The following is a 23324-nucleotide window of genomic DNA, read 5'->3' on the forward strand; positions in this document are numbered from 1 at the left end:
CGAGGCGCGCCCCGAAAGTCTTGAAATTCACTGCGACCCCCCGGTCAACGGATGTTCGTCGCAGTCCGGCTACGGGGGGCGTTCAAGAAAACCAATAGTCGCGGGAACCAAACCCGATGAACGGTGTTGCGGCGCCGACGAAGTGCCGGCTGCCGACCAAATCACCGCCCTTAAACGTCAGGGAACCGGATCAATTCTCTCCGAATCAAGCGCTTGCATGCGCAATGCTTCGAGGCGCGCGGTATGTTCAGCGCGACCGAACGGAAAGGCCCGATACAGCGCCGCCGCGACCAGCGCGAGGACCGTGGCGGCGACGATATAGATGACGGTGAGCCGATCGAGCACGTCGGCAGGCACCTGTCCCGGCACCGCCTTTGCAGGGAAATTCGCGGCGGCAAGGATCAGACCAGTAACGAAGATGCCGACGCCGCTGGTGCATTTCTGAATGAAAAAGCCGCCGGCGAAAAACACGCCTTCCGAACGCCGACCGGTGCGCTGCTCCGAGTCTTCTACCACGTCTGCCATCATGGAAGCGCCCAGGATGTGCGCAGTCACACTTGCTGCCGTGCCAATCGCCAGCATGGCGAACAGCAGCGGCAGCATCGCAGCGCTGCCAACTTCAGGGAAGAGGCCGGCGAGCCGCAGCCAATAAGGCGAGGTGCCGATGATGATCGCCAGCACCGCCGCCACAGACGCAGCCTTAGGCTTGCTGGTCACCTGGCCAATGCGAGGCGCCAGAACGAAGGCGACCAGCACGCCGCAGAACAACACCATGCTGAGCGGGACGAAGGTCGGCACGGTGAGGCCGGCGATCGTCACGGTCGTGAACCGCCAGACGTAAGTGTAGAGATAGTTGGAGATGGCGTAGGTGATGCCCTGGTTCGTGTACACGAACAGCCCCGCCCCCATCAGAATAAGGAACGCCTTGTTGCGGAGCGTCTGGCCCAGTTCAGCGAAATTCTGCCGGATGGTCTGTTTTTCGATCACTGGTGCGGGAAGATTGGGAATCTCCCGGTGAGTGCCCAAGGCGGATGTCAGGATCGCGACGCCCATGAACAATGCGCCCGCGATCGCGAAACCCTTGTAGCCGTTCGGGTTGAGAAGGCCGTTCGGATATTCCGGCGTTGGCGACAGGAAGATCCAGTAAGCGGCAATTAGCATGACGAGCCCGCCGGCCCAGCCAAACAGATAGCGATAGGCCATGATGCGGGTGCGCTCGTCATAGTCCGAGCTGAGCTCCGCGGCCATCGCCTGGCTCGGCACCTCATAGGCGCTGACTGCGCTGCGTACCAACACAGCGACAACGAAAAGCCACGCCAGCGTCGCGGTCTGCGAGCTTTGCGGCGGGTTCCACAACAGCACCCAACCCAGCATGATCGGCAGGGCCGAACCGTAAAGCCAGGGATGGCGCCGACCCCACCGGGTGCGCGTGCGATCGGAAAGAACGCCAACCGTTGGATCGATGAACGCGTCGATGATCAACGCACACATGATCACGAAGCCGACAGTTGCCGCTGGCACACCGATGACCTGGTTGTAGAACAACAACAGGAACGTGCCGAAGCCGGAATCCTTCACGCCATAAGCGGCAGCGCCGAACCCGTAGCTGGCCATGGTGCCGGTGCGCAGCCGCCGGCCGGCCGGCGGCGCCGTCCCAATGGAGGCAGTGCTTGCGATCGTTGCACTCATTGAAAAGCCTCCAACGCGGCAAACAACCCTGGCTGATCCGGGTCCCAGCTCTGGCGGGTGCCGATAGTAATCCCACCGTCCACCACCAGATGCGTGCCAGTAATGAACGCAGCGTCCTCGCTGAGCAGGAATGATACGGCGGACGCAATGTCCTCAGGCCGCCCGGCCCGCTTTACCGGCTGGGCGCCGGCGGCGACCTGCGCGATCACCTGGTTTGCGCGCTCCAGCTTGTCGGCCGGCACATCCAGATGACGGGTGAATATGTTCGTCGTGATGAAGCCGGGAATGACGGCATTCACGCGGATATTGTGCTTGGCGAGATCGGCCGCGGCCATCTTCGACAGGTGAAGCACGCCGGCCTTTGCGGTGGAATAAGCGGTCGGGGCGTAGCCCGTGCCTAGCGCGGATACGGAAGACGTGTTGACGATCGCGCCGCCGCCGCGCTTGGCCATCAGCGGCGCGGCGTAACGCATCCCGAGTGCCACCGAGCGAAGCAACAGCGACTGCGTCCGATCCCAGTCCTCAGGTGCAATTTCGTCGATCTTTTCGGGCGCGCCCCCGGCACCGGCGTTGTTGAACAGAACGTCCAGGCCGTCCGTCGCCTCGATCAGCGACCGGATCTCCTCCGCCTGCGTTACATCGCAGCGCTGGAAGTGGATCTTGCCGTTGGAGGTAGTGGCAAGTTCCTGTCCTCCGGCCTCATCGATGTCGCCGATCCAGACCTCGGCACCCTCCTCAGCCAGCCGAAGCGCCGTTGCACGACCGATGCCCGAAGCGCCGCCTGTTACGACGGCACGCTTGCCCGAAAAGCGCATCCTCTCGTCCTGTCATTTCTGTTTTTCGGCAGCATAGTATGGCAAGGCCGGCCGTCAATCATAACCTGTTCGAAAAAGCGGTAGGCCGCTTGTTCACCGCCGCCGACACCGCTAGCCCAGCCGCCAACACGGAGGTATATGGATGAGCCTGAACAATCTTTTCAGCCTTGAGGGGCGCGTCGCACTGGTCACCGGCGGCAGCCGCGGCATCGGCAAGATGATCGCGAAGGCCTATATCGAGCAGGGCGCAACGGTTTACATTTCGTCGCGCAAGGCCGCCGCCTGCGATGAAGCCGCTGCGGAGCTTGGCCCCAAGTGCATTCCGTTGCCGCAGGACGTCTCAACCGTGGAGGGCTGCCGCGCACTTGCCGCTGCCCTCGCAGAGCGGGAGAAACGGCTCGACATCCTCGTCAACAATGCCGGCGCGGCGTGGGGCGTGCCGTTCGAAGAGTTCCCCGAAAGCGGGTGGGACAAGGTTATGGACCTCAACGTCAAATCACCCTTCTTCCTCACCCAGGCCCTGCACGGTTTGTTGAAGACGAATGCCAGCCACGAGGCACCGTCCAAGGTGATCAACATCACCTCCATCGATGGCATGCGGCTGAACCCGTGGGATACCTACAGCTATCACGCATCGAAGGCTGCCCTGATCTATCTGACAAAGCGCATGGCCGCTCGGTTGATCAAGGACGGGATCATCGTAACCAGCCTCGCCCCGGGGGCTTTTGCCAGCGAGATGAACCGCGCCGCGCGCGACCATGGTGATCAGGTGGCGAAGGGGATCCCGATGCGGCGGATCGGCAATTTCGAGGACATGGCGGGTGCCGCGATCTTCCTCGCGAGCCGGGCGAGCGATTACGTGGTAGGCGATACGCTCGTCGTTGACGGCGGGCTGGTGAATGCGTCGCTTGGAACTAGCCTGGAGGCCTGACAGCGGTCGTTGCTTTGCGAGATACAGAAAGGGTGGCTGACACAGGGTCAGCCACCCGTTTCCATATAGGCCTCACGGCCTTTCGCGCATCTGCAGTCCGGCTTTACCGTGCCATCAGCGGGCATTGTCGATGCCACGCCATCAACCTTGGCTGAGCGGACAACCACCCGGCCTCAGGCGTGCTGAGCATGCCTCCTTCGGCCGCACCGATCACCAGAAAATGTCGTTGATCACGTCCACGACTTCGCCGGAGTAAACGTCCACCAGCAGCGCATCATTGTAGTAGCGCACCCAGCGGAGGTCTCCGTCGGTCTCCGGCAAGCGATAGGACCATGGATCGTTGATCCAATAGCTCTGCGCGAACAGCAATGATGACAGGACGGCGCCTACCGAAAACCGCCGATAGCCCTGGTTCCAGCCATAAGGCGCATAATAGCGCGGCAAGCGGAAGGCATTGCGGTTCGACGCTCGCCACCGCCCCCAATCATAGCGCGAGTCGCGCCGCCAGTCGCGATTCCAGCCGCCCCGATCGTTGCGCCCATACCAGCGCCGCTGATCGCCCCAGTCGCCGCCCCGGCTGTCCCAACGTGCGTGGTCGTTCCAATCCGCGCCACTGCGCGCCCAGTTCCGCTGCGCATCGTTCCGGCGCTCCCGCGTGAAATCGCGACGATCCTGCGCACGATCACGACGAAATGCTTCGCCATCCCGCGCCCGATCCGCGCGGAAGGTTTCCCGCGTCACCGCGCCGGAGGTCAACGCTTGGCGATCACGCTGACGCTCGGCCGCAAAATCGCGACGTTGCTCGCGGCGCTCCTGCCGAAACTCTCGGCCCGCTTCCGTACCCGGAACCGCGCGCTGCTGTGCCCAGCCGCCCCGGTCCTGCGGCGCTGTACGCTGCCAGTTCCGTTCCGCGCCGCCTTGTACCTGTCGTTCAGGCGCGCGGCCCTGCGGAGCGGATCGCTGCCACCCGCCGCCCGGCTGGCGCTGTCGCTGCTCGGCGCCGCCCCACTGGCGACCACCGCCGCGCTCCTGCGCAAGGCTGACACCGGGCACCAGCGCCGCCGCCGCCATCAACGCTGCCACCAATTTCCTGCCCATCTGCTGCAAACTCCACCGCCGGCGCACGAGCCGGCCCCGATGATGAAGCCCTTTTGCACCAACCGTCGAGAATACTGGCTGAATGCAACCGTCAGCATTGCGAAAGGAAAGGCGAACGTCGGACGTACCGTTTCCCAGTCGGGAAGATCACCAACCCCATCTTGCTATGGGGAGCAGGCGTCAGGCGACCCCTGCGAGCCCCTTTGCCTTGGCATAGTCCGCCTTGCCATTAGGCGCACGGAGCGACTCGCCTGTTGCCACAATGAGCTTGGGAAGTTTGTACCCGGCCAGCTTGGTTCGCAGGACATCGCGAGCGGCGCCCTCGTCAAAGCCTTGTGCGGACTGAACAACGGCGGCGACCGCCTGGCCCCATTTCGGGTCCGGCATGCCGAATACCAAAGCGTCATCCACCTTGGGACACAGCTTGAGTGCTTCCTCCACCTCTTCCGGGAAGATTTTCTCGCCCGCGGAATTGATACAGGCTGAGCCGCGCCCGAGCAGGATGACAGAGCCGTCCTCAGCAACCTGCGCGAAATCGCCAGACACCGTATAGCGCACGCCATCGATCAACCGGAAGGTGCGGTCGCTTTTCACCGGATCCTTATGATATTCGACCGGATTGGGGGGGCCAAGCACCACCTTGCCGGTGACGCCCGAGCCGGGAACCACATCCTTGTCATCATCGTCCAGAACACGGCAACGCGGACCGACGACGAACTTGGCCGTTTCGACCGTTCCATCCTTGGTGGTCAGCGATACGCCCATACCTATCGCCTCGGACGAACTGAAATTGTCCTGGCAGGTAGCCTCCGGCATATGCCGAATCAGGCCTTCCTTCACGCCCTGCGTCCACATGACGCCCGACGAATTGATGAGACGCATCGAGGATACGTCCCACCGATCCGGCTCTGCGTCGAGTGCCTCAAGGATTGGACGCGCGAAGGCATCGCCGACAACGACCAGCCGGTTGGCCTGCCACCGATCAATCGCGTCCAGCGCTTCCTCCGGGTGGAAGCTCCGGCTGGGTAAAGTCGCAACGAACCCGCCCGCGAGCAGCGAGCCGTAGGACGTTAGGAGGCCCGTGCCGTGCATCAGCGGTGGGCCGCAAACGGTGCGCGGATAATCCGGATTGGCAGCGGCAAAAGCCGCCGCCTCTTCGACGGTCGTGGGCACCGGCAATCCGGCAGCCTCCGCTGCGGCATGGCCGATCGCGTTCAGATCGGCATGGCTCCACACCACACCTTTCGGCATTCCCGTGGTGCCGCCGGTATAGATAAAAAATCGGTCCTGCGGATCGCGCGGGATGCCGAGCGATGCGCCGTCACCCTGGACCAGATCCTCGAAGGATTCGGCAAACGCCGGCGCCGCGCCGTTGCCGCCGATCTCGACATAGCTGCGCACCAACGGGGACCGATCGACGACTTCCTCGACGCATTCCCGAAGCCGCGCATCATAGACCAGGACCGTCGCGTCACTATCAGCAAGGATATAGGCAAGCTCGTCCGCGACATAACGGTAGTTGACGTTGACGTGGGTGCCGCGTGCCTTCCAGCACGCCATCAGCGCAACGAGATAATCCGCGGAATTATAGGCGTAAAAGGCGAAGCGGTCGCCGGGCTTGAGCCCCCGCTCCACCAATGCACGTGCGAGATTGTTCGAACGAACCCGCAGCGCGGCCCAGTCCACCACCTGATCGCCATGGGCGAGGGCCGGCCGGTCACCCGGGATCGCGGCCTCCACCGCTTCGATCAAGTCGCCGAAGTTGAAGCTCATGCGGCTTGCTCCGCGGGCGGAGCCGTCTCAGCCGGCTTCGCCTTGCCCCAATATTCGTCACGCAGCAGCCGCTTGTAGAGCTTCCCCGTGTCATGCCGCGGCAGTTCTTCGCGGAAATCCCAGCGACGTGGCGATTTCACGTGGCTGAGATTAGCGCGGGCATATTGGGACAGTTCGGCCGCCAGTGCCTCGCGATCCTCCAGTGGATCCTTCGGCTGGACCACGGCGACAACTTCCTCGCCCATTTCCTCGTGCGGTGCGCCAATCACGGCGACGTCGGCAACCTTGGGATGCGTGATCAACAAGTTCTCGATCTCGGCCGGGTAGATGTTCACCCCGCCCGAAATGATCATGAAGCTCTTGCGATCGGTCAGGTAGAGATACCCCTCCTCGTCCATCCAGCCCACATCACCGAGCGTCGTCCAGCCCTTGGCGTTGGTGCTGTCCTTCGTCTTCTCAGGGTCGTTGTGGTAGCTGAACGGCGCAGCCCCGGTGGGATTGAGCTCGGTCACCGGGGCTTCAAAATAGATTGTGCCCTCGGTCCGCGGTGGCACCTCGTTCCCGTCCTCGTCGCAGATATGGGTGATCGTCGTCAGATTGCGGCCGACCGACCCTTTGTGCGTCAACCATTCGGGCGAGAGGATGTTGTGGAAGCCATTACCTTCGGTCCCGGCGTAATATTCGCCGATGATTGGGCCCCACCATTCGATCATCGCCTCTTTAACGGGGATCGGACACGGCGCAGCGGCGTGCCAGACGGCCTTCAGCGACGATACGTCATATTTCCTGCGTACATCCTCGGGAAGTTTCAGCATCCGGATGAAATGCGTCGGCACCCATTGCGCATGAGTCACCTTGTAGCGCTGAATCGCCTCCAGCGCCTTTTCAGGATCGTAGCGCTCCATGACAACCACGGTACCGCCCAGCTGCTGCACCGCCATCGACCAACGCAGCGGCGCGGCGTGATAGAGCGGCGCGGGCGACAGATAGACCATGTCGGGGTTGAAGCCGTACAGCCCCTGCCCGATCATCATCAGCGGCGAAACATTCTCGCCATACGGCTCTTCCGGCAATGCGAAGCGAACGCCCTTGGGCTTGCCCGTCGTGCCGGAGGAGTAGAGCATGATCTGGCCCGGCGACGGATCGGCAATCGGCGTGGTCGGCTGCGCGGCGCAGGCCTCTTCCCAGCTCTGATACCCCTCGATCGTGCCATCGACCATGTAGCAGTCGAGATCCTCGATCAGCGGTAGCACTGCCTCTGCACAAGCGGCGCAACCCTTGGACGCGATGAACACGCGGCAGTCGCCGTCGCGGATGATATATTCCGCCTCGCCCGCCATCAGCTTGGACGAGATACAGGTGAGATAGACGCCGGCGCGTTCGGCCGCCCAGGCGACCTCGAAATAGCGGGGCGAATTGTCCATCATCATCGCCATTGCGTCGCCACGCTTCAGGCCGAGCGAACGAATAAGATGCGCACCCTGGTTCGCGCGCGCATCGAGCTGGGCGAAAGTGATCGTCTCGCCACTTCCCGCCATGATATAGGCGGCTTTATCGGGCGTGGCGGCGGCATGCTTGTACGGGTGCGTCATCATTCTCTCCGCCGCGGCGGGCGCTCTCGGCCCGCTCGCGGTCTTGCTTCAGCTTCGATCAGGCGGCCAGGCGCTCGACGATGATCGCCGGCGCCATGCCGCCTGCGGCGCACATGGTAACGAGGCCGTAGCGCTTTTCCTGACGCTCCAGCTCGTCGACGATGGTGCCGATCAGGATCGAGCCGGTCGCGCCGATCGGGTGGCCGAGCGCGATCGAACCACCGTTCACGTTTACCTTGTCACGCGGCAGTTCGAGGTCGCGGATAAACTTCTCGGAGACGACGGCGAACGCCTCGTTGATCTCCCAGAGGTCGATGTCTTCCTTCTTGAGGCCCGCTTTCTCCAGCACTTTCTTCGCGGCCGGCACCGGCGCGTTCAGCATGAGCGTCGGATCATCGCCGATGTTCGCCATGGCCACGATGCGCGCACGCGGCTTCCAGCCCATTTTGTCGGCATATTCCTTGGACGCCAGCAGCACCGCCGCCGCGCCGTCAACCACGCCGGACGAATTGCCGGCATGGTGGAAATGCTGGATCTCAAGATCCGGGTACTTGCGATTGATCTGCTTGCGGAACGTGTCGCCGGACTTGTTGTACGGCATGTCGGCCAGCGCAGCGAACGACGGCTTCAGGCTCGCGAGCCCTTCCGCAGTGGTCTGCGGACGCGGGAATTCGTCATGGTCGAGAACGACATTGCCGTCATCATCGAGCACCGGCACGATCGACTTGTTGAAGCGGCCTTCGGCGATCGCCTTGGCAGCCTTCTGCTGGCTTTCGAGACCGGCCGCGTCGAGCTGCTCGCGGGTGAAGCCCTCCATGCTGGCGATCGCGTCGCCGCACACGCCCTGGTGCGACTGCGGGTGGCTGAGGTTCAGCCGCTCGTTGCCCGAGCCCATGCCCAGCGGCGGCTTGCCGCTTTCCATGTCTTCCTGGCCCATTGCGGCAGTGAGGCTCATCATCTCGGTGCCGCCGGCGATGACGCAATCTTCCATGCCGCTCATGATCTGCGCCGCGGCAAAATTCACCGCCGTGATGCCGCCACCGCAGAAGCGATCCAGCGTGGTGCCGGATGCCTTGACGTCATAGCCGGCATCAAGCGCCGCCATGCGGCCCATGTCACCGCCCTGCTTGCCGCGCTGCGAGCTCGTCGACCAGATGATGTCGTCCACTTCGGCAGTGTTCAGGTTGTTGCGCTCCTTCAGCGCCTTCAGCACGGTGGCGGCGAGATGCTGCGGGTGCATGTGCGCCAGCGCGCCCTTGCCCTGCTTCCCGATTCCGCGCGGCGTACGAACGGCGTCGATGATGTAAGCGTCGGCCATTGCTTCAGAACCTCTCCAAGAATCCCACCCCGACCGGCCCTTTACCGGCGCGGATTTCCGGCATAACCTTCGTTATGGTAGAGGGGATGTCAAGCGTGCAGCCAGTAGTTTCGGGATCAACGACAGCTCCTCGAAGCCCGGACCTGACCCCGCGTGATTGGCTGGAAGCCGGCCAGTCACTCCTGAGGCGTGGCGGCTTGCGCGCGTTGAAACTACGTCCACTCGCGGAGGAACTGAAGGTCTCGACCGGCAGCTTCTATCACCACTTTCGCGACTTCGATGACTATCAGGGCAAGCTGGCGGCCTATTTCGCCGAGGATCAGGTCAGCGACCTGATCGCCGCGCTGGGGCGCGCCACGCCCGACCCGATCGGGCGTATCCGCCTCCTGGGGCAGACGGTGCGCCGCAGGGGATCGTCGCGGATCGCAGTGGCTATGCGCGCTTGGGCGGAAAGCGACTCGCGGGCGCGCAGCGCTGTCGAACGTCACGATGAGCTCATGCTCAATTTCCTGGCCAGCAGCCTCATGGAGATCGGCTTCTCGCGCAGTGAGGCGGAGGTGCGCGCCTATGGGCTGATCACGCTGGGGCTGAGCAAGGTTCATGCGCCGCACCTCGACATGGCCACTTTGTTCGATTCGCTGCTCGACATCATGGTCGCGCGCCCGTGAAGGCCTTGGTCGTTTCCACCCTGTCGCCGGATCTTTCGGGAACTGCCCTGCTCGACTTGCCCGAGCCGACGGCTGAGCCCGGCAAGGTCCTGATCCGGGTGAAGGCGGCGGCGCTAAACTACCCCGACCTGCTGATGACGCGGGGAGAATATCAGCTGAAGCCGCCACTCCCCTTCTCGCCGGGAATGGAAATTGCCGGCGAAGTGATCGCGGGCGACGGCTTCGAGCCGGGCCAAGCGGTCGTGGCAGGCACGCGGCTCGGCGGCTTCGCTGAAGTCGTTTCAGTCGACGCAGCAGCCGTCCGGCAGAAGCCCGCGCAACTGTCATTCGGGCAGGCGGCTGGCGTCGGCGCGGCCTACCTCACCGCATATGTCGCACTAGTGAGACTCGCAAAGGTGGAAGCGGGCGAGTCGGTGCTGATCCACGGCGCCACCGGCGGCGTCGGTCTGGCGGCGGTAGATCTTGCGACATCTCTGGGCGCCCGTGTTATCGCCACCTCCCGCTCGCCCGAAAAGCTCGCAGTTTTGATGGCGGAATATGGCGTCGAGGCCGGTCTACCCGCACCGGGATTTCGAGAGCGAGTGAAAGAGCTTACTGGCGGTGGTGCAGACGTGATCTACGATCCTGTCGGCGGCGATGTCTTCGACGAATCCGTACGGTCCATCGCGTTTGGCGGACGGCTTTGCGTCGTCGGCTTTACCTCCGGGCGTATCGCAACAGTTTCCACCAACATGCCGCTAATCAAGGGCTTTTCCGTGATCGGCGTGCGAGCGGGTGAGTATGGACGTCAGTTTCCAGACAAGGGACGCGAAAATCAGGACGCAATCTGGAGCCTCGCCGAGCAAGGCAAGGTCCGGCCGCGGGTTCACGCGGAATATGCGTTGGCGGACTGGCGCTCGGCATTCGAAGCCATGCAGCGCAGCGACATGGTCGGAAAGATCGTCCTGATCCCGTGAGCGGCGGCCCGCGCCGAACCAATAACATCGAATTAGCGCTGGCAATCGCCCGGTTCCCGCGCACAAGATCGCATCAACCATCCTCGGCGCGGGGATGAGAATGAGAAATGGAGAGGAAGATGGCTGGTTTCGATTACGTCATCGTCGGTGGGGGCTCCGCTGGATGCACGCTTGCGGCGCGGCTCAGTGAGGACCCGGCCGTCAGCGTCTGCCTGCTGGAAGCAGGTGGCGCCAACAAGGAGTTGCTGGTGCGGATGCCGGCGGGCGTCGGCAGCCTGATCAAGGCGAAGGGCAAACACAATTGGGGCTTCTGGACGCAGCCGGAACCACATCTAGACAATCGCCGCCTTTGGTGGCCCCGCGGCCGTGGGCTCGGCGGCTCATCCTCGATCAATGGCATGGTCTATACGCGCGGGCATCCCCAGGACTTTGACGAGTGGCGCCAACTGGGGCTCACCGGATGGTCATGGGAGGATGTGCTCCCCTATTTCCGCAAGCTGGAAGGGCATCATCGGATCCATGAGCTGCACGGGGCGGATGGACCGCTGAAAATCTCCGGGGGTGAGAGCGACAGCCCCTTCCACGACGCACTGATCGAGGCAGGACGCCAGGCCGGCTACCCCGTAACCGAGAACTTCAATGGCGCCGAGCAGGAAGGCTTCGGCCGATATGACCTGACGATCTCGGATGGTCAGCGCTGGTCCACTGCCGCCGCCTACCTGCGTCCGGTCGCCACCCGCAAAAACCTGACCGTGATCACAGACGCGCGGACCGCAGGCGTGTCGATCTCGGGCGGCCGTGCCGTGGCAGTCAGCTACATCAAGGACAATGAGATACAGCGCGTTGAGGTGGACGGAGAGGTCATCCTGTGCGCCGGCGCCGTGCAGAGCCCGCACATTCTTCAGCTCTCCGGGATCGGTAACGGCGCGTCCCTGCGCGAGGCCGGCGTGCGGCCGGTGCACGATCTGCCCGGTGTCGGCGAGAATCTGCAGGACCATCTCGACATCATCATGAGCTGGTACAGCCGTGGGCTGAAGACCGCTTTCTCCTCGACCAAAGGGCTGCGGCAGCTGCGCGTCGGCCTGGAATATCTGACCCGCGGCACTGGGCTGGGTCGTCAGCAATTCCTCGAATCTGGCGCGTTCATCTGCTCGCGCGAGGGCCTCTCGCGTCCGGACGTCCAGATCCATGGCGTGCTTGCGATCATGAAGGACCATGGCAAGACCCGGGTGAAAGCGGACGGCTTCTCCCTGCATCTGTGCCAGCTTCGTCCGGAGAGCCGGGGCCGCATTGCACTGGGATCGACCGATCCGACCGCCGATCCGTTGATCTACGCGAACTATCTGGCGAGCGAAGTCGACAGACGCGTGATGCGCGACTGCGTGCACATCGGGCGCGAAGTGGCCTATCAAGCCGCCCTCGATCCCTATCGCGGGGACGAATATGCACCGGGTCGCACGGTCCAGTCCGATGCCGAGATCGACACCTGGGTCCGCGCCAATGCGGAAACCATCTATCACCCGGTCGGCACCTGCAAGATGGGGGCCGACGGTGACAAGATGGCGGTGGTCGACGAACAGCTCCGCGTGCGCGGGCTCACCGGCCTGCGCGTTGTCGACGCGTCGGTGATGCCGACGCTGGTGGGATCGAACACCAACGCGCCGACGATCATGATCGCGGAAAAAGCGGCAGACCTGATCCGCGGAGTAGGGAAACCAGCCGCGCTGGCAGCCTGACACGAAATCGGCTCCCGCCTGCCTGGCGGGAGCCGTTCACGTCCGAATTCTCCAGGTGTTGCCCAGTGACGGGCATGCTGCCGTGTTACTGGAGGAGAGCGGCCACCCCAGGCAGTTCCCGTCCTTCCATCCACTCAAGGAAGGCGCCACCTGCGGTGGATACAAAGGTGAAGTCATCGGCAACGCCGGCGTGGTTCAATGCTGCAACGGTATCCCCACCGCCAGCCACCGAAACCAGGGTGCCCCCGATCGTCAATGCCGCCGCGGTCTTTGCCAGCGCCACCGTGGCCGTATCAAAGGGCGGCGTCTCGAATGCGCCGAGCGGCCCGTTCCACACCAAAGTGCGACAATTCTTGAGTACGTCGCCAAGCGCTTCAACTGCAGCTGGGCCGACGTCGAGGATCATCTCGTCAGCAGCGACTTCGTGCACGTTGACCGTGCGCGTTGGCGGATTGGCCTTGAACTCCTTCGCCACTACCACGTCGTACGGCAGGTGAACGGTGCAGTTCGCCCGGTCCGCCGCCTCCAGAATCTCCTCGGCCGTTCCGGTCAGATCATGCTCGCACAGGCTCTTGCCGACATCCACGCCGCGAGCCGCGAGGAAGGTGTTGGCCATGCCACCGCCAATGATGAGATGATCAACCTTGCCCACCAGGTGCTTCAGCACGTCCAGCTTGGTCGACACCTTCGCGCCGCCGACCACCGCTGCCACGGGGTGCTCTGGCTCGCCGAGCGCCTTCTGCAACGCAACCAGCTCCGCCTCCATCGCGCGGCCGGCGTATGCCGGCAGCCGGCGCGCCAGACCTTCCGTCGAGGCATGGGCGCGATGAGCGGCCGAGAAGGCGTCGTTGACGTAAAGGTCGCCAAGCGCAACGAAGCGATCGATCACTGCCGGATCGTTCTTTTCCTCACCGCCGAAGAAGCGCGTATTCTCCAGCACCGCAATGTCGCCGGGCTGCAGCGTCGCCACGTTCGCCGCGTCACCTTCCCAGTCGATGTAGCGCACCGGGCGACCAAGCACCGCTTCATAGGGCTTGGTGATCTGAGCGAGTGACATCTCCGGGCTGGGAACGCCCTTTGGTCGGCCGAAATGGGCCAGAACAAGCACGATTGCGCCCTTGTCCGACAGCTCGGTGACCGTTGGGATCGTCGCGCGCAGGCGCGTGTCATCAGTGACGGCACCGTCAGCGAAGGGGACGTTCAGATCCTCGCGGACGAGGACCCGCTTGCCGCGGACGTCGCCGATGTCGTCGAGCGTTCGGAATGACTTGGCCATGCTTCCTCAATCCTGATCTCATCACCGGCGGCGATCGCGCCGCCTTGTACAACCTTTGTGCACGCGCCCGCTCGCCAGTCCGGAGTCAGCGCCGCTTCAAGACCGGCGGCGATCGCCTCCATGCGACTGCACGGATCATTTTCGCCGGTCACTTCAAGTACGACGTCCGGGCCGATGCGGATCCTGGCTCCCGGTACCTGCGGCAGATCGACGCCATCGATCAACAGGTTGGCGCGGCGTTCCTGCCACGGGATCACCTGCCCGACCTCTTCGGTAGCGGCCTGCCAGTCGGCGCGCTCGATCAGTGTCACTTGGCGCTTGTACGGCTTGCCCCTCAGCCCACCGCGGTAATCGCCAGTGACGCCGCCTGCGAGCGTGATCTCGGCCGCCTCAATCACCTCCATGGACGCACGGGGCCGCGCATGACGCGCGATCCCGAGAAGGCGGCCGATCTGGCTCACCCCAGCTTCGCCATCAGCGTCGCGGTGTCCACCATGCGGTTCGAGAAGCCCCATTCGTTGTCGTACCAGCTGACGACGCGAACGAGCTTGCCGTCGATCACCGCGGTTTCCAGGCTGTCGACGGTGGAGGAATAGGGCGTGTGGACGATGTCGATGGAGACCAGCGGTTCGTCGGAATAGTGCAGGACGCCTTCCATCGGACCTTCCGCCGCCGCCTTGAGCAGTGCGTTCACTTCCTCGATGGTCGTATCGCGCTTCGGCGTGAAGGTGAGGTCGACAAGGCTGCCGTCCGGAGTCGGCACGCGAATGGCCGAGCCGTCCAGCTTGCCCTTGAGCTCCGGCAGCACTTCGCCGACGGCACGGGCAGCACCAGTGGTGGTCGGGATCATGCTCATCGCAGCCGCGCGCGCACGGCGCAGGTCCGGATGGATCTGATCGAGGATCTTCTGATCGTTGGTATAAGCATGAACGGTGGTCATCAGGCCGCGTTCGATGCCGATCGCATCGTTCAGGACCTTTGCGACTGGCGCCAGGCAGTTGGTGGTGCACGATGCGTTCGAGACGATCGCGTGGCCCGCCTCGAGCTTGTCGTGGTTCACGCCATAAACGACGGTGAGGTCCACGCCCTTCGCCGGGGCCGAGATCAGCACCTTCTTGGCACCGGCATCGATGTGCTTCTGCGCGCTGGCGCGGTCGGTGAAGAAACCGGTGCATTCGAGCACCAGATCAACACCCAGTTCCTTGTGCGGCAGGTTCGCCGGATCACGCTCCGCCGTGACGCGGATGTGCTTGCCATCAATGACGAGATCGTTGCCTTCGGCAACCACCGTGCCCGGGTACTTTCCATGGACGCTGTCACGGCTGAACAGCCAAGCGTTCGACTTCGCGTCGGCGAGATCGTTGATCGTCACCAGCTCCAGATCGCCGCCGCGCTCCAGCATCGCCCGCGCCACCAGGCGCCCGATCCGCCCGAACCCGTTGATCGCAACCTTCGTCATCTCGACCGATTCTCCCCTGATCCCGAACTATCTCGGGCGCCTTTGCGCGACGGATGCGCTGCGCGTCAACCGCACCGACCTGCCAAGTGTCGCAGCGGGGCTTGCCGATGAGCCGGCGCGATCCTAATCCGCAATCATGACAGAAAGCGACGCTGTGACGCGGATCGATGCCGCGATCAGGCGCATCGAGGAAGCAATCGAACGACGGGCGGATGACCATGCCGCCCTGCGTGAGCGCCATGCTGCCCTTCGGCAGGAGGTAGCCGATGCGATTGCCGACATGGACGCCCTTGCCACGAAAGCCACAGACTGATGGCGCGCGTAACGCTCGACGTTGGCGGCACGCCCTGGGTCGTCAACACCCGTGAAGGCGGCGAGGATGAGGTTCGACGCCTCGGGGCCATGCTGTCGGAACGCTGGCCCCAGGCGATCAGGGCGGCTGGAGATGGCGGCGTGCCGCAGGCCCTGCTGCTTACCGCGTTGATGTTGGCCGACGAATTGCGAGAGGCGCAGGAAGCTGCCGCGTCTACTTCTGCCGCGGCGATGGACTCGGTGGCGCTAAGCTGGGTCGCTGGACGTCTGGAATCGTTGGCAGAGGCCCTTGAGCGTGCGCCCGGGAACGACTAGATTGTTGGTGACGGGTACTGCCCGGTACGAGCCTAGACTTATCCCTGAGGCTATTCATCATCCATGGGGGCTGTCCCTGCCCGGGCCCTGGCCCGACGCACATGGTCCCCACCTGACGTACTGGGCGTCAGTGGATATCCCGGCAAACGGCCATGGCGGTCCCGTCACCCTCCCCCGCCGCTGACAAGATCGCGGTGCGCGCCAGAGGCCGCGCTGCAAGGCGAGCGCTGCCCGAGCCGCGCCCGATCATCGCGCCGCGCCCATCGTTCTTGCAGATGCTGAAACCTGACATGATCGTGGCAAGCTATGCACCAGTTGGCGCCGAGGCAGATCCGGGCGCGCTGGTTGCGGCCGCAATCAAGCAGGGATGCCGCATTGCATTGCCCCATGTCGTGGATCAGCCCACGCCGCTTCGTTTTCTTGCATGGCATGACGATGCGACGTTGGTGCCCGGGCCGTTCGGACTTCTGCAACCGGAAGATCACCGGGACGAGCTTGCGCCGGACTTGATCCTTGCTCCGCTGGTCGCGTTCGATCGGATGCTCGGGCGGCTTGGACAGGGCGGCGGACATTACGATCGCGCCTTTGCAGGTTTTCCGGCAGCCCACCGCATCGGGGTTGCGTTCTCGGTCCAGGAAGTCGATCGGGTCCCGACCGATCCGTGGGACATGCCGCTCCACGCCATCATCACCGAACAAGAGTGGATCGCTGCATGAGCCCGTCCTGGCGCAAACCGGCCGGCATGATTGCCATTCTGCTGCTGATCATGCTTTGGTGCGCAGTAATCTTGAGCTTTGCGGCGACCGTGAGTGGTTGGCATCCGTTGGCGCAGCTGGCGTTCTACTTGGTTACGGGGATCATCTGGATCACCCCGCTAAAGCCACTGCTACGTTGGATGGAAACCGGTCGCTGGCGGTAATTACGTAGCGTAAATCGAAGTACCTTGGACGCAGCTTGTCCTTTCGGGTCGATCAAGATTTGATTATAGTTGCCGCCCAATGCCTGTTCGCAAATTGACGGCATTCGAGAGGCCGGACGAAGATGGTTGACCAACCAGACCTATCCCGGATCGAGCACATCCTTGATAAGCTATCAAAAACAGTAGGCGAGCGCGGCCAGAACACTGAACGGCGCCCACGTACATCAGCCGAAACGAGAACAGCGTTACTCGTACGTAGCTGTATTCAGGCGCGACGTGCTCGTGACAGGGCGCTAGGGGCTGATCTATTCTCTGACCCGGCATGGTGTATGCTGCTGGACCTGTACCTTCGGCATAGCGCTGGCGAGCCGAGCTCAGTATCGTCACTGTGCCTGGCATCTGGGATCCCACAATCGACCGGTTTGCGCTGGCTATTGATGCTGGAAAAGGCGGGCCTGATAAGCCGCCGCGCGGACCCTGTTGATCGCCGCAGAACGCTGATTGATCTGACCAGCATCGGTGAGGCCAAGATTGAAGCAGTGTTTGCCGGAGTTGATAGCGTCAGGAGTCGAGAACGTCGGGCTTCATGAAATCGATGGCTTCGTGAACGCGAATGGCGGCAAACGAGAGGGCCCGCTGGGTAGCCTCGTCCGCCTCATTTGCGATGGCATCCAAACAGCCAAGTACCGCCACGAGTAATCCAAGGCACTCAGATGCCGTTTTGGGTCGATCGACACGTGGGGGATTGCTCATCATTGAGGCTCCATCGACCACGATCAGGGCAGCTTCGCCTGTCGGCGCCGCAAAGTCGCGGCGCAGTGCAACATGATACGCCGATCGCGTGAAAAGCCAATGACCCTCGCACGTGGCTGCTGCGCCCCTCGGACAATTGATGTTCTCCATTTGTTCGTATAGCTTAGCGTCCGCATCTGGGTGGAGACGCGCAATGGGAACAGGACGGCCGCAACGTGGCGCGACGTCCAATGCTGTGAGCGGGCGCTTCAACCTGCCGCAGCGTGAATGGGACGGCGATTGGCTCGACGCGCGAAGCCAGATTGATGGCCCGCCATCCGCCGTGCGGACCAGTGTCGAACATCTTCGCCCCAAGACCATCATCTCGTACAACAAGAGCCCGGACGTACCGTTCAACCGGAGTATCAACCCGATGGTTGGATGCGAGCACGGCTGCATTTACTGCTTTGCCCGCCCCAGCCACGCTTATCACGATCTGTCGCCCGGCCTCGATTTTGAAACCAGGCTGTTCGTAAAGCCCGACGCGCCTGTCTTGCTGCGGGCTGAGCTGGCCAAGCCGGGCTATCGCTGTGCGCCAATCGCGATGGGGACGAACACCGATCCCTATCAGCCAATCGAATCCAAATGGCGGATCGTGCGTCAGATCATCGAAGTGCTATCGTCATGCGATCATCCGCTGATGATCACGACCAAGTCCGACCGGGTGGTGCGGGATCTGGATCTGCTGGCACCTATGGCGGCAAAGGGCCTGGTGGCGGTGGCGATCTCCGTCACGTCACTCGAGCCGAAGATCGCAATGACGGTTGAGCCGAGAGCGCCGCATCCGCAGCGCAGGCTGAAGGCGGTGCGCCAGCTGAACGAGGCGGGCGTGCCCACCTACGTGAACATGGCACCCGTCATTCCAGCCATCACCGATCACGAGGTGGAGGCAATCGTTGCCGAAGCCGCCAACGCGGGTGCCCGCGGGGTGTCGTTCATTCCGGTGCGCCTCCCCTGGGAGGTTGCGCCGCTGTTTCGCGCGTGGCTGGACGCGCACTTCCCCGATCGGGCCGCAAAGGTGATGGCTGCCATCCAATCGCTGCGCGGTGGGAAGGACAATGATCCCGGCTTCTTCACCCGTATGCGCGGCCAAGGGCCCTGGGCCGATCTGCTGCGGACGCGATTCCAGATCGCGCGACGCCGCCACGGCCTGCATGGTGGCGAGCGGGTGGCGCTGAGAACAGACCTATTTCGGCCACCGCCGGGCGCTCAAGGAGAGCTGTTCTGAACGTTGCCGGCGCGCCAGAGCTGAGGGCGCATCGGGCATAGCCACCATCAGAATCGGGTCGAAGCACCGACGAACAGGGCTGCCCGGTCCGAATTCCCGCTGAAACCAACCCGGCTACCGGCGTCCAGGATCAGGTTGTCCCGTACCTCGACGGCGAGACCAGCAGAGCCGATCGCCTGATAGTGGTTTTCCCGGCCATGGGGCGCACCAAATGGCGCCACGCCGACATATTCGACATAGCCGCTCACCGGCCCTGCGATCGAATGGCCGACGCTCGCGCTGTGCACCAGATCAGTTCCATAGGCGCTTCGTGCGTCGTGATAGACGAGATCTGCCTCCACCATGGCGTTAAAGGTGAAATCGCCGGGAAGCTCGGCTTCCATCGGAACGATCAGCCCCCCTTCGACATGATGGTTGGAGAGGCCGCCCGTACCGGTAGGAAACTTCACATATGGCATGATGGCGAAGGCCGTGCCCTCGCCATCGTTACCCTGAAGATTGATCTTCAGGCGCATCAGCGTTTCGTCGCCGAAACCGCTTGAGATCGAGCCGCCGTCAAACACCCTCTGATAAGGGGTGAACAGCAGCTCCACGTCGACATTGTCGAGCAAGCCCAGCTTCAGGTTCACCGGTAGCACGTCGAGGGTTCGGCTGCGGTCCCGCGCGATCGCGTACTCAGCGGCGCTCAGCTCAATCTGAACGTGCCCGGCATCCACGGTGTACGGGCTTTCGGTAACGCTCGGCCGATCGGGGGTGAATTCACGCATTGCTCCGGCCGGTACCGGATCACTTATGGAGTACGTCGCGGCACGATCGGCTCCGTCTGCCTCCTGTGCGGCCACGGCATCGGAAGTGGCGCCGGCAGCCGCAAGGAGTAGCAAGGCTGTGATCATCATGCTCTTACCCAACCAGCGCTAGCCGCGTTTCCGACTGGCGCAGGGTGACCTGCTGCACGCCGGGAAGATCCTCAATGCGCTGAACCAGTTCCAGGTCCAGCAGGAAGTCGCGCCCAAGGAGAATCTTGGCCTCGCCGCCGTCGAGTGGTGCCCGCACGATCACCTCGCCTCGTGCGCCACGCTGATGCTCGAGCAACGCCGCGAGCGCCGTCAGGGCGGTTGTTTCCCCAACCACTACCTCGATCACGAAGCGGGCCAGAGAGGCCAGCGTCTCGAACGGCTGGATCCGCTTCACTGTTACACGGGGCGTTTCCTCGCCGGGGCGACGATCAAGCTCCACCGTGGCGAGGCCGCAGCCGCCGGCGCGCGCCGCTTCCTCGAGATCAGCAGCGACCGCATCATCGAAACAGGTCGCCATGAACTGGCCGCTCTGATCGCTCAGCGTCGCCATGAGATAGCGCTTGCCGCGCGCCGAGGTACGCCAGCGCGCCTCCTCCACCAGCACCGCCATGGTGGCTCCCGCCCGCGTACCATCGTCAGGGATCGCGAGTTCGGCGAGTGCGGTATAAAGCCGTGCCCCGTTCGCCTTTGCCAAATGAGCGTGGCGATCCACCGGGTGAGAGGAGAAGTAGAAGCCGAACGCATCCTTTTCCTGCTCCATTCTCTCCGCCATGCTCCAGCGAGCCGCCGCCGAAAGCTTGATCGCGTCGCCGGCCGGTTCCGCATCGCCGAACAACCCGCCCTGTCCGCTCGTCCGCTGCTCATGGGTTCGCGCGGCAACCGCGAGGATCGTCTCTGCGACACCATAGACGCCCGCTCGGTTCGGCTCGATCGGATCGAAGGCGCCGCCCGCGGCCAGTGTTTCCAGCTGCCGCTTGTTGATCAGGCGCGGATCCACCCGTCGGGCGAAATCGTCGAGCCTGGCGAAGGGGCCGCTCGCGTCCCGCTCCGCCACCAGCTTTTCCATCGCACCCTCGCCGACTGACTTGAGCGCAGCGAGCGCGTAGCGGACCGCAGGACCTTCTTCGTCCACCTCGACGTCGAAATCGGCCTGGCTGCGATTAATGTCGGGCGCGAGGCATCGAACGCCGAGCCGCCGCATGTCATCACAGAAGATCGCCAACTTATCCGTCTGGTGGATGTCATAGGCCATCGATGCGGCGAAGAATTCGTGGGGGTAATGCGCTTTGAGCCAAGCCGTTTGGTAGGCGAGCAGCGCGTAAGCGGCCGCGTGGCTCTTGTTGAAGCCGTAGCCGGCGAACTTGTCGATCAAGTCGAACAGCGCATTCGCCCGGTCGGCCGGGATCTGATTATGCTCCGCACAGCCGGCGACGAAGGTGGCGCGCTGCGCGTCCATCTCCGCCTTGATCTTCTTGCCCATCGCGCGGCGAAGCAGGTCGGCGCCGCCCAGGGAATAGCCGGCAAGCACCTGCGCCGCCTGCATCACCTGTTCCTGATAGACGAAGATGCCGTACGTTTCGGCCAGGATCGGCTCAAGCAAAGGGTGCGGATAATCGATCGGCTCGGTGCCCTGCTTTCGGCGTCCGAACGATGGAATGTTGTCCATCGGACCGGGCCGGTAGAGCGAGACGAGCGCGATGATGTCGCCGAAATTGGTGGGTCGTACGGCCGACAGCGTACGGCGCATGCCTTCAGATTCGAGCTGGAACACGCCCACGGTGTCGCCCTTCTGCAGAAGGGAATAGACCGCCTCGTCATCCCAGGTCAGGGCATCCAAGTCGACATGAATGCCCCGCTTTTCCAGCAGTTGCAGGCCACGTTTCAGAACGGATAGCGTCTTCAGGCCAAGAAAGTCGAACTTCACCAGCCCGGCGCCCTCGACATATTTCATGTCGAATTGGGTGACAGGCATGTCCGATCGCGGATCGCGATAGAGCGGCACAAGCTGGGCGAGCGGCCGATCGCCAATGACCACGCCGGCCGCGTGCGTGGAGGAATGGCGCGGCAGGCCCTCCAGCTGCATCGCGAGATCCAGCAGGTGACGAACCTGATTGTCGTTCGCGTATTCGCGATGGAGCTCAGCAACGCCGTCGATCGCGCGCTTCAGCGTCCAAGGATCAGTGGGATGATTGGGCACCAGCTTGGCCAGACGATCAACCTGCCCATAGCTCATCTGAAGCACGCGCCCGGTGTCCTTCAACACGGCGCGCGCCTTCAGCTTACCGAAGGTGATGATCTGCGCCACCTGATCGCGCCCGTATTTTTCCTGCACGTAGCGGATCACTTCGCCGCGCCGCGTTTCGCAGAAGTCGATGTCGAAGTCCGGCATCGACACGCGTTCTGGATTGAGGAAGCGCTCGAACAGCAAGCCGAGTTGCAGCGGGTCGAGATCGGTGATGGTCAGCGCCCAAGCCACCGCCGAGCCCGCGCCCGAACCACGACCGGGGCCAACGGGGATATCGTGGGACTTTGCCCATTGAATGAAATCGGCGACGATCAGGAAATAACCGGGGAAGCCCATCTGGATGATCACATCCAGTTCGAAGTCCAGCCGCTTGCGATATTCCTCCTGCCAACCGTCCGGCAGCGGCTCGGTCGCGAGTTCCTGTATGCGCTGCAGTCGTGCCGTCAGACCTTCGTGCGAGCGCTCACGCAGCATTGCGGCCTCGCCCTCGCGATCGCCGGCGAGGCTGGGCAGGATCGGCTTGCGCTTGGGCGCAGCGACGGCGCAGCGCTGGGCCACCACCATGGTGTTCGCGATCGCTTCTGGCAGATCTTCAAACAAGCGGCGCATCGCATCTGCCGGCTTCATCCAGGCGTCTGGCGAACTGCGCGGGCGATCGTCGCTTTCGACGTAGGTCGAATTCGCGATGCAAAGCATGGCATCATGCGCCTTGGCGAACGTCTGTTCGGCGAAACAACAAGGATTGGTGGCGACAAGCGGCAGATCGCGGTCGTAGGCGAGATCGACCAGCGCCTGTTCTGCGCGCTCCTCAATGTCGTCCCCGCGCCGGACCAACTCCACATATACCCGGCCCGGAAACAGAGCGGCGAGCCGGTCGGCATAAGCGCTCGCCCTGGCAGGCTGATCCTCCGCAAAAAGCCGCGCCAGTGCGCCCTCGCCGCCTGCCGTCAGCGCAATGACACCGTCCGTTTTTCCGATCAGCGCGTCAAAGCAGACGTGTGGCGGCAGGTCGATCGGCCGGTCGAGGTGAGCGGCGCTGACCAACCCGCAAAGATTGTCATAGCCCCGCTCATCCTGGGCATAGAGCGCGAGCCAGTCCACGACCGGCGCGACCCCTTCCGGCAGGTCCGGCCGCGCAATACCGAGCATGGTGCCGATGATCGGCTGCACGCCTTCGCCAAAGGCCGCGTCCGAAAAAGCCATAGCCGCATAAAGGCCGTTGCGGTCCGTCAGCGCGGCGGCCGGAAACCCGAGCTTCGCAGCTTGCTTCGCAATCGCCTTCGGGTCGATCGCCCCGTCGAGCATCGTGTACGAGGAGAAGATACGAAGCGGTACGAACCCGGAATGCGGCATCTTTTTCGCCTACCTTCCGGGGCGTGATTCGACCAGCGGAACTGCGCCATGT

22 protein-coding genes are annotated in these 23324 nt (G+C 63.3%); 10 read left to right on the forward strand and 12 right to left on the reverse strand.

Annotation, left to right across the window (positions count from 1 at the left end; translation table 11 throughout):
* Positions 1-177: 177 nt before the first annotated feature.
* Both LK535_RS04185 and LK535_RS04190 read right to left on the reverse strand, forming a co-directional pair.
* Positions 178-1689 (reverse strand): MFS transporter, encoded by a 1512-nt coding sequence (locus LK535_RS04185; RefSeq protein ID WP_227770604.1) that lies wholly within the window; start codon positions 1687-1689, stop codon positions 178-180.
* Positions 1686-2504 (reverse strand): SDR family NAD(P)-dependent oxidoreductase, encoded by an 819-nt coding sequence (locus LK535_RS04190; protein ID WP_227770605.1) that lies wholly within the window; start codon positions 2502-2504, stop codon positions 1686-1688. Before LK535_RS04190 ends, LK535_RS04185 begins: the two co-directional genes overlap by 4 nt.
* Before the next feature lie 142 nt (positions 2505-2646).
* Between LK535_RS04190 and LK535_RS04195 the strand changes: the two genes are divergently transcribed.
* Positions 2647-3435: an SDR family oxidoreductase gene (locus tag LK535_RS04195; protein ID WP_227770606.1), complete on the forward strand. Its 789-nt coding sequence runs from the start codon at positions 2647-2649 to the stop codon at positions 3433-3435.
* A gap of 210 nt (positions 3436-3645) precedes the next feature.
* Here the strand turns inward: LK535_RS04195 and LK535_RS04200 are convergent, their stop codons facing one another.
* From LK535_RS04200 to LK535_RS04215, 4 genes are all read right to left on the reverse strand, one after another.
* Complete coding sequence (locus LK535_RS04200) at positions 3646-4518, reverse strand: RcnB family protein (RefSeq protein WP_227770607.1); 873 nt, start codon at positions 4516-4518, stop codon at positions 3646-3648.
* 195 nt (positions 4519-4713) lie between these two features.
* Entirely contained in the window at positions 4714-6306 is a 1593-nt protein-coding gene (locus LK535_RS04205; RefSeq protein ID WP_227770608.1) for an AMP-binding protein, read from the reverse strand.
* The gene (locus LK535_RS04210; RefSeq protein WP_227770609.1) at positions 6303-7898 is read right to left on the reverse strand and encodes an acyl-CoA synthetase; all 1596 of its coding nucleotides are present in this window, start codon (positions 7896-7898) and stop codon (positions 6303-6305) included. Before LK535_RS04210 ends, LK535_RS04205 begins: the two co-directional genes overlap by 4 nt.
* Before the next feature lie 58 nt (positions 7899-7956).
* Positions 7957-9216 (reverse strand): acetyl-CoA C-acetyltransferase, encoded by a 1260-nt coding sequence (locus LK535_RS04215; RefSeq protein WP_227770610.1) that lies wholly within the window; start codon positions 9214-9216, stop codon positions 7957-7959.
* A gap of 86 nt (positions 9217-9302) precedes the next feature.
* On the opposite strand from LK535_RS04215, the gene LK535_RS04220 reads away from it, so the two are divergent.
* From LK535_RS04220 to LK535_RS04230, 3 genes are all read left to right on the forward strand, one after another.
* Positions 9303-9884 carry a TetR/AcrR family transcriptional regulator gene (locus LK535_RS04220; RefSeq protein WP_227770611.1) on the forward strand — a complete coding sequence of 194 codons (582 nt, stop codon included), beginning with the start codon at positions 9303-9305 and terminating at the stop codon, positions 9882-9884.
* On the forward strand, positions 9881-10840 hold the full coding sequence (locus LK535_RS04225; RefSeq protein ID WP_227770612.1) for an NADPH:quinone oxidoreductase family protein: 960 nt from the start codon (positions 9881-9883) through the stop codon (positions 10838-10840). Before LK535_RS04220 ends, LK535_RS04225 begins: the two co-directional genes overlap by 4 nt.
* 119 nt (positions 10841-10959) lie before the next feature.
* Positions 10960-12576, forward strand: a complete 1617-nt coding sequence (locus LK535_RS04230; protein WP_227770613.1) for a choline dehydrogenase — start codon at positions 10960-10962, stop codon at positions 12574-12576.
* A gap of 85 nt (positions 12577-12661) precedes the next feature.
* Here LK535_RS04230 and LK535_RS04235 read toward each other — a convergent pair whose 3' ends face one another.
* From LK535_RS04235 to gap, 3 genes are read right to left on the reverse strand one after another with little or no spacing between them, the layout of a single operon-like run.
* Positions 12662-13852, reverse strand: coding sequence for a phosphoglycerate kinase (locus LK535_RS04235; RefSeq protein WP_227770614.1), 1191 nt, complete (start codon positions 13850-13852; stop codon positions 12662-12664).
* Positions 13777-14313 (reverse strand): MOSC domain-containing protein, encoded by a 537-nt coding sequence (locus tag LK535_RS04240; protein WP_321576535.1) that lies wholly within the window; start codon positions 14311-14313, stop codon positions 13777-13779. Before LK535_RS04240 ends, LK535_RS04235 begins: the two co-directional genes overlap by 76 nt.
* Positions 14310-15311 carry a type I glyceraldehyde-3-phosphate dehydrogenase gene (gap, locus tag LK535_RS04245; RefSeq protein ID WP_227770615.1) on the reverse strand — a complete coding sequence of 334 codons (1002 nt, stop codon included), beginning with the start codon at positions 15309-15311 and terminating at the stop codon, positions 14310-14312. The genes LK535_RS04240 and gap overlap by 4 nt, the downstream gene beginning before the upstream one ends.
* Before the next feature lie 136 nt (positions 15312-15447).
* Here gap and LK535_RS04250 point away from each other — a divergent pair, with 136 nt between their 5' ends.
* The 5 genes from LK535_RS04250 (at position 15448) to LK535_RS16975 (ending at position 17447) form a co-directional block, all read left to right on the forward strand.
* A complete protein-coding gene (locus LK535_RS04250) occupies positions 15448-15624 on the forward strand; it encodes a hypothetical protein (protein ID WP_227770616.1) in 177 nt (58 codons plus the stop codon).
* A complete protein-coding gene (zapA, locus tag LK535_RS04255; RefSeq protein WP_227770617.1) occupies positions 15624-15938 on the forward strand; it encodes a cell division protein ZapA in 315 nt (104 codons plus the stop codon). Before LK535_RS04250 ends, zapA begins: the two co-directional genes overlap by 1 nt.
* A gap of 152 nt (positions 15939-16090) precedes the next feature.
* Positions 16091-16654 carry a 5-formyltetrahydrofolate cyclo-ligase gene (locus tag LK535_RS04260; protein ID WP_227770618.1) on the forward strand — a complete coding sequence of 188 codons (564 nt, stop codon included), beginning with the start codon at positions 16091-16093 and terminating at the stop codon, positions 16652-16654.
* Positions 16651-16857, forward strand: coding sequence for a DUF2842 domain-containing protein (locus LK535_RS04265; protein ID WP_227770619.1), 207 nt, complete (start codon positions 16651-16653; stop codon positions 16855-16857). The genes LK535_RS04260 and LK535_RS04265 overlap by 4 nt, the downstream gene beginning before the upstream one ends.
* Before the next feature lie 329 nt (positions 16858-17186).
* Positions 17187-17447: a winged helix DNA-binding protein gene (locus LK535_RS16975; RefSeq protein ID WP_227770620.1), complete on the forward strand. Its 261-nt coding sequence runs from the start codon at positions 17187-17189 to the stop codon at positions 17445-17447.
* Here the strand turns inward: LK535_RS16975 and LK535_RS04275 are convergent.
* Positions 17419-17613: a hypothetical protein gene (locus LK535_RS04275; protein ID WP_227771104.1), complete on the reverse strand. Its 195-nt coding sequence runs from the start codon at positions 17611-17613 to the stop codon at positions 17419-17421. The two genes, LK535_RS16975 and LK535_RS04275, sit on opposite strands and share 29 nt — an antisense overlap.
* Positions 17614-17803: 190 nt before the next feature.
* Here LK535_RS04275 and LK535_RS04280 point away from each other — a divergent pair, with 190 nt between their 5' ends.
* Positions 17804-18877, forward strand: coding sequence for a PA0069 family radical SAM protein (locus tag LK535_RS04280; protein WP_227770621.1), 1074 nt, complete (start codon positions 17804-17806; stop codon positions 18875-18877).
* Between the two features lie 47 nt (positions 18878-18924).
* Here the strand turns inward: LK535_RS04280 and LK535_RS04285 are convergent, their stop codons facing one another.
* Together LK535_RS04285 and dnaE are read right to left on the reverse strand one after the other, a co-directional pair.
* Positions 18925-19773 carry a transporter gene (locus LK535_RS04285; protein ID WP_227770622.1) on the reverse strand — a complete coding sequence of 283 codons (849 nt, stop codon included), beginning with the start codon at positions 19771-19773 and terminating at the stop codon, positions 18925-18927.
* A gap of 4 nt (positions 19774-19777) precedes the next feature.
* Entirely contained in the window at positions 19778-23272 is a 3495-nt protein-coding gene (gene dnaE / locus LK535_RS04290; protein ID WP_227770623.1) for a DNA polymerase III subunit alpha, read from the reverse strand.
* Positions 23273-23324: the final 52 nt, after the last annotated feature.

Source organism: Sphingomonas sp. IC4-52, assembly GCF_020707225.1.
Taxonomy (GTDB): Bacteria; Pseudomonadota; Alphaproteobacteria; order Sphingomonadales; family Sphingomonadaceae; genus Sphingomonas.